The sequence below is a fragment of the Chloroflexota bacterium genome, assembly GCA_016197225.1.
Lineage (GTDB): Bacteria > Chloroflexota > Anaerolineae > Anaerolineales > VGOW01 > VGOW01.
This window is the reverse complement of sequence record JACPWC010000107.1, coordinates 1-6190: the sequence shown is the minus strand read 5'-3', so window position 1 is coordinate 6190 and position 6190 is coordinate 1. Positions and strand designations below refer to the sequence as shown.

General features: G+C 59.9%; 6 protein-coding genes. 3 read left to right on the top strand and 3 right to left on the bottom strand.

The features are described from left to right. A partial coding sequence (locus HYZ49_17885) for a LysM peptidoglycan-binding domain-containing protein (protein ID MBI3244156.1) occupies positions 1 to 1587 on the bottom strand: 1587 nt, incomplete at its 3' end. A gap of 57 nt (positions 1588 to 1644) precedes the next feature. On the opposite strand from HYZ49_17885, the gene HYZ49_17880 reads away from it, so the two are divergent. The 3 genes from HYZ49_17880 (at position 1645) to HYZ49_17870 (ending at position 4740) form a co-directional block, all read left to right on the top strand. Continuing rightward, positions 1645 to 2028: a response regulator gene (locus HYZ49_17880; GenBank protein MBI3244155.1), complete on the top strand. Its 384-nt coding sequence runs from the start codon at positions 1645 to 1647 to the stop codon at positions 2026 to 2028. Between the two features lie 85 nt (positions 2029 to 2113). Beyond that, positions 2114 to 3394 (top strand): peptidoglycan DD-metalloendopeptidase family protein, encoded by a 1281-nt coding sequence (locus HYZ49_17875; protein ID MBI3244154.1) that lies wholly within the window; start codon positions 2114 to 2116, stop codon positions 3392 to 3394. Continuing rightward, a complete protein-coding gene (locus HYZ49_17870; GenBank protein ID MBI3244153.1) occupies positions 3391 to 4740 on the top strand; it encodes a peptidoglycan DD-metalloendopeptidase family protein in 1350 nt (449 codons plus the stop codon). The genes HYZ49_17875 and HYZ49_17870 overlap by 4 nt, the downstream gene beginning before the upstream one ends. A 37-nt stretch (positions 4741 to 4777) precedes the next feature. Here the strand turns inward: HYZ49_17870 and HYZ49_17865 are convergent, their stop codons facing one another. Both HYZ49_17865 and HYZ49_17860 read right to left on the bottom strand, forming a co-directional pair. Then, on the bottom strand, positions 4778 to 5620 hold the full coding sequence (locus HYZ49_17865) for an amino acid ABC transporter substrate-binding protein (GenBank protein MBI3244152.1): 843 nt from the start codon (positions 5618 to 5620) through the stop codon (positions 4778 to 4780). A 437-nt stretch (positions 5621 to 6057) separates the two neighbouring features. Next, on the bottom strand, positions 6058 to 6190 hold a 133-nt coding region (locus HYZ49_17860; protein MBI3244151.1), incomplete at its 5' end, for an IS5/IS1182 family transposase.

The window sequence follows — 6190 nt, the reverse complement described above, 5'->3', positions numbered from 1 at the left end:
CGCCGCGTCGCCATCAAGGTCATGCACGGCGGACCGTTCACCGGCTCTTCTGGCCGCGCCCGCTTCGAGCGCGAGGTCCAGATCCTGGGCTTCGAGTTGGGTATCGCCGTTCCTCAGCCAGCCATCATATTCACGCCAGGCAGAGATCATCGTCCAGCCGGCCAGGTTGAATGGAATGGCGCCGTCGGCGGCCACCCACTCGCCGTTGTACTTGCGGGCAAAGTGCAAATGCGTGCCGTTGGAAAAGCCGCCCTCACAGGACGGGTGGCCGACACGATCACCTTTGCGTAAAAACGTGCCAGAGGAAACGCGATCCGTCGCGCCGATGTGCATGTAGAAAAGCGTCCAGCCGGTTTGCTCGAAGCCGTCGCCGTCCAAATCCTGAAGAACCGCGCCCTCGCCGGAACGCGCGATGAGGCCGTCGGCGGCGGCCACCACCCACTGTTCGGCGATCTGGCAGCCTTCAGTGTCGGGCGCAAAGTCGAGAGCGGCCCAGGCCGAGCCGGAGTCCCAGCCGCCGTGCGGCCCGCCGGTGAAGTACCATACCTCTTGTTTTTCAAACGGCCAGTCGAGGGCGGGCTGAGCCAGGCCGGTTGGCATGAGCGGCTCGAAAGCGTAAGCAAACGGATTGCCGAAGAGAGTCGAGTAAGTGAGATCGAAGCCGCCGGGTTGAACCTGCCGCATCCAGTCGCCGCCGGCGAAGTGGTTGGTAAAAAAGTATTGCAGGGCGACGGTGCCAGCATTGACGCTTGGCGCGACGGCCAGAGTTCCGCCGTCGTTGAAGGGAAGCGCGGCCAGTTTGTTCTCACGCCAGCCATAGTAACCGGCGTTGAGTTCGTCTGCCGCCCAACTAAGTTGGCGCAAGAGTCCTTCCTTGCCCGGCTCAAAGTGGCCGAACGGATAGATGAGCGTATCCTCTGGCGGGAACTTGATGGTGACCCAGCCCGACATATGCTCCAGCAGGGCCAGCAACAAGCGCGGGTTCACCGAATAGCGTTCGGCCACCACTTGCACGGTCTGCGCGCCGGTTCGAGTCACGCCGTCGCGATCTGTTTCGACGTAACTCGCCAGATAACCGCCAAACCTGTTCACGACGGCTTCAACGTCGAATCCGATGACCGACGGCGAGTACACAAGTTCCGAGTCCGGGATGATCTTATAGTCGGGCGCAGGCGCAAGCGAGGCCGCAGGGATGGTAAGCTGTTGGCCGACCGAGAGCACGTCGCTCTGTAAATTGTTGGCTGTCATGATCTCAGCCACCGTCACACTATAACGCTCGGCGATGGAGCCAAGCGTGTCGCCGGGTTGGACGATGTAGCCTTGAGGGCTGTCACTCCGGGGTGAGGGCCGCGTAGCGTCGGGCGTGGGTGTGCCCACGACTTCTTTCGTCGGGTAAACCTGGCCGCTGACGATGGGCGAGTTGGGCGTGCTGGTATGCGGTGTGACGGGCAAGGCCTCGCCGCCGCCTACTACCGTGACGTGACTCACCGGCCCGCCGCCCGGATCAGATTGGGGCGCGGTGCGCGAGCAGGCCAGGGCGGCCAGCAGAAGCAGAGCAAGAGTCAACAGGGGTCGAGAGACGGGCATGTTCTTCTGGTGTGCGCTTCATTTTACGCGGGGTATCAAAAAAAGTATAATCGTCTCATGTCCCACCATATTCTCATTGCCGATGACGAAGTCATGATACGCCGCCTGCTCACTTTGATTCTGGAAAGCGACGGCTACCGGGTCACTGCCGTTGTTGACGGGACGCAAATGATTCCGGCAATGGAAGCCGACAAGCCCGACCTGGTGATTTCCGACATCATGATGCCGATCATGGACGGCCTGGCCGTGCTGGAAGAGTTGAAAGAGAAACCGCACCTGGCCGATGTGCCGGTCATCATCGTCACCGCCGCCGGTTCGCCGGCCTATGTTGAAGAGGCGCTGGCCCTCGGCGCGGCCCGGTGTATCTTCAAGCCTTTCGCCAAAGCAGAGATACTGGACGTGGTTCACCAGTTTTTGCCGCCAACAACTCCTGCTTTATAAGGGCGAAGCACACTTCGCGGGGCAAATACCCTAATGAATTCATAACATCGCCTGCGACTGCTTCGCCCCTACAGTTGGGTTACGAATGCCAAATGGTATAATCCCGCTCACCCGCCGACTGGTTTCTGTCGGCGGCTTTTGTGTCCACTCGATGAAGTTCCGCCTTCCCTTTTTACTTTTCACTGTTTACTGCTTACTGGCCACTGCTTGCCAGCGCGATCCACAAGTCACTATTTCCACCAACACCCCGCGTCCCCCGGCGGTGTCGGTCGCTACCATCACGCCCGTTCCGACCGACACGCTCACAACCACGCCGTCACTGACGCCGACGAACACGGACACGCCCACCTCAACGCCGGTCACACCCACCGACACACCCACGCCAACACCGACTCTGACGCCCACCCAAACGTTCACGCCATCGCTCACGCCCACGCCAACGTTCACCCGAACGCCCTACCCCACCAGGAATCCCAGAGCCACCAACACGCCAATGCCAACCTTAGCCCCGCTCAACGCTTTGCCCGAGTCCCATTTGTGGCTGGCGCGGCCCATTGACGAAGATCATATCAACTACGTCGAAGTTAATTATCGTTACGGCACAACCCAGCAGGGCAAGTACGCGCCGCATCACGGCGTCGAGTTCTACAACCCGCAGGGCACGCCCATCCTCGCCGCCGCCGAGGGCATCGTCGTCTTCGCCGGGCCGGACGTGATTCAAGCGCCGATCAGCCCCCTGCCCAACTTCTACGGCAATGCCGTCGTCGTCGAACTGGCGCAAGCCCTCAACGATCAACCCGTCTTCAACCTTTACGGCCACCTGTCGGTCGTCTCGGTGAAGCCGGGGCAATTTGTGCGCGTCGGCGAGGCGCTGGGGCAAGTGGGCGGCACGGGCGCGGCCAACGGCGGCCCGCACCTGCATTTTGAAGTGCGCGTGGGGTACAATGATTACAATTCCACTCGCAACCCCGAACTGTGGCTCAAGCCGTTCCCCAAGTGGGGCGTGCTGGCCGGGCGTGTGGTAGACAAGCAAGGCAATCTCATTCCGCTGGCTTCCGTCACCCTTCGCTCGGAGCAAATCGAAAGCGATGCGCCCGTGAACCGCTTCCTCACCACCTATGCCGCCGAGACGGTCAACTCCGATCCGGCCTATGGCGAAAATTTCGTCGTCGGCGATCTGCCGCCCGGCACCTATACGGTGTCGGTGAACACGACCAGGACTTACAAGCAGACGATTGTGATCAAACCTGATGAAGTGGCCTGGGTTGAATTTCGTGAGGTAAACCCGCCGCCCACGTGGACGCCGACTCCAACAGGGACGCTTTACACTGCCACGCCCACGTCTACGGCAACGCCAAAACCATGAGTTCTTCAGAAGTTAGAAGTCAGAAGCCAGAAGTCAGAAGCCGGGGCACGCTTCACATCCCGCGCTTTACTGCTTACTGCCTACTGCTCACTGCCTACTGTCTATTGCTCACCGCCTGCGCCACTGCCGCCGCCTACTCCGGCGCACAGCCGCTGGCTGTGGCCCAACTGCCGACGAATACTTTCACCGCAACCGCTACCGACACGCTGACTCCTACGCCGACTGAAACGCTTACCGGCACTCCGACTGAAACGCCAACTGCGACCTTCACTTTAACTGCTACCGCATCTCTCACTCCCACCGCCACCCCATCCGGCCCAAGCCTGACCTTCACATCCTCGGCCACCCCGGCCCCGACTCAACGGCCCAGCCGCACGTTCACCCCGAGTCAAACATCATCGGCCACCCGCACTTCCTCGCCAACGCCGAGTCTCACCTTCACCCCAAGCCAGACGTTCACGCCGTCGGCTACGCTTACTCGCCCGGCCAGCAACACACCCGACTCGCGAATCGTGGTGCGAGCCACATACACGCCCTACCCGCCTGCTGTCTTCCCAACCGGCGACGCCAGCAAGCTCAAGAAGCCGCCGGCGAGCGTGACCAATGAGCCGCATCTGATTTTCGACCGACCGGTTCCCAACATCGCGCCCTCGTCGCAATACCGCTTTGGCATGACTTACGACGGCAGGCTTGCGCCGCATCACGGCCTAGATATGGCCCCGGTGCAGGGCGCGGCGGTGGGCGCGGCTGGCCCCGGCACGGTGTTCTTTGCCGGGCCTGATGATGTGGAGGTGTTTGGCACGAAAGAAAATTTCTACGGCAACGTGGTGGTGATTCAGATGAATGAGCCGTGGGAGGGCCACGCCATTTTCACCCTCTACGGCCATCTCGACAGTGTGGCCGTCACTGTCGGGCAACAGGTGAACACGAATGACCTGGTCGGCGTCGTCGGCGCAACCGGCATTGCTTACGGGCCGCACCTGCACTTTGAAGTGCGGCTCGACGATCCGCAATCCTATTTCGGCTCGGTTCGCAACCCGGAACTTTGGTACAAGCCCAACCCTGGCGGGGGCGTGATCGCCGGTCGGCTCATCAACGCCGATGGCCGATTCATTCCCGGCGCGAGACTCTTCATCACCTGCAAAGATGCTCTGCGTTTCGTGGATACGTATTGGGATCAGGGCACGCCGCCGGACAACGTGCTGGTCGAGAACTTCGCCATGTCCGACATCCCACAAGGCAACTGCAACATTGAGACGACGGTGAACGGCAAACTCTATCGCACCTCAGTCTACGTGCCGCCGGGCGAGGTGGCGTTTGTCATCATTCAGACGGACGACAGGTAGGGGCGATTCATGAATCGCCCCTACCTGTGAATCGCCCCTACCTCGCCGCCTCGCCAAACCACTTCACCCTCAACTCCCCCAAACTTCCATCGGCTTCCAATTCGTTTAGGACCCGCGTCAGTTCGCGCAACAGCACCTGGCTCTTGGCCGAGACGGCGATGACGTAAGACGCATCGGATTCTGGAATGAATGCCGCCACTTTTAGTTCGGCGTGTGCCCCCAAAAACTCGAAGGCCGCCACCGCGTCCACCAGCGCCCCCTCGGCCTGCCCGTCCTTCACCGCCTGCATAGCCGCCGCTGAGTCGGGCGACGAGATCGGCGTCAGCCCGGCAACCAGCCGCGACCACTTGCGAATGAGCGCGTCACCCTGCGAACCGTATTCCGCCGCCAGCGTCTTTCCTGCCTGCCACTTGTAGCGCGAGATGTCATCTCGCGTTACAGAAACATCCGCCCGTGTCACCAGCACCACACCGGCATTGAAATACGAAGGCGTGAAGCTCGCTTCCTTGCCCCGCTCCGGCTGAATGACCCAGGCCGAAATCACCGCGTCGTCGCGCCCCACCACTAGCGTTCCAATCAGCCCGTCGTAAGACACCGCCTCAAACTCGGCCTTCAGCCCCAGCCGCTCGGCCACCGCCCGCGCCAGATCAATGTCGAAGCCGAAGAAGTTGCCGTTGGCATCCAGCGCCTCAAACGGCGGGTAGGTCGGGTCGGTGGCAAAGGTGATGAGACCGCGCTGTTGGATTCTGGCCCAGGCCTCGTCTTCGTTGGCGCGAAGAATGAGGAATGAGGCCACGAACAAGGCGACGAGGGCGGCAAAGCCCACGATGTGCCAGCGGCATTTTGACAACGGATGGAACGGATTTAGCGGATGAGTCATGGGGAGGAGTCAGGCTAGGGGTGGTATTCGTAGATCGCATTGTAGCCTTCTCGCACAAATAATACATTTGCGGATGGATCGATAACCAGGAAAGTAGGCAGTTTTGGAGAAATCATCTCCTGATCTCCGCCAGGATAGTTTGCTTCGGCTGGGAAGCGATGAACAACGTTGCACTTGCGATTAAGTGGATCGCATTTATACAACATGTAATATGCAGGGGTGTCGAATTCATATCTGAGAAGCAAATGATACCGGTACGCGTTTAACGACGCGCTCTGAACAAGAACTGTTTGGTTTAAATAGACCACCACAGATATGCCCGCGAATACGATCGCGCCAAACAACAAAGATAAACTAATAAACATAGCACTGAGCTGTAATCGGACTCTCCGTATCAGACCTCGCAGAAGCCAAACAAACAGCACAATACTAAGTGCCTATCCTAATAACCCAGCGGCCCTGAAAGCGACGAGCGCGCAGGCGAAATGCAGAAAAGCGATGTAATTCTCAGCAGACTTGTCCCAGCGAATCAAAATGCGCCGAAAGCGATTCATCCAACTATGAGTCCGT

What these genes read in the sequence shown, in the direction of transcription:
- HYZ49_17880 (MBI3244155.1), top strand. Translation starts at nt 1,645, where the DNA reads ATGTCCCACCATATTCTCATTGCCGATGACGAAGTCATGATACGCCGC.
- HYZ49_17875 (MBI3244154.1), top strand. Translation starts at nt 2,114, where the DNA reads ATGCCAAATGGTATAATCCCGCTCACCCGCCGACTGGTTTCTGTCGGC.
- HYZ49_17870 (MBI3244153.1), top strand. Translation starts at nt 3,391, where the DNA reads ATGAGTTCTTCAGAAGTTAGAAGTCAGAAGCCAGAAGTCAGAAGCCGG.
- HYZ49_17865 (MBI3244152.1), bottom strand. Translation starts at nt 5,620, where the DNA reads ATGACTCATCCGCTAAATCCGTTCCATCCGTTGTCAAAATGCCGCTGG.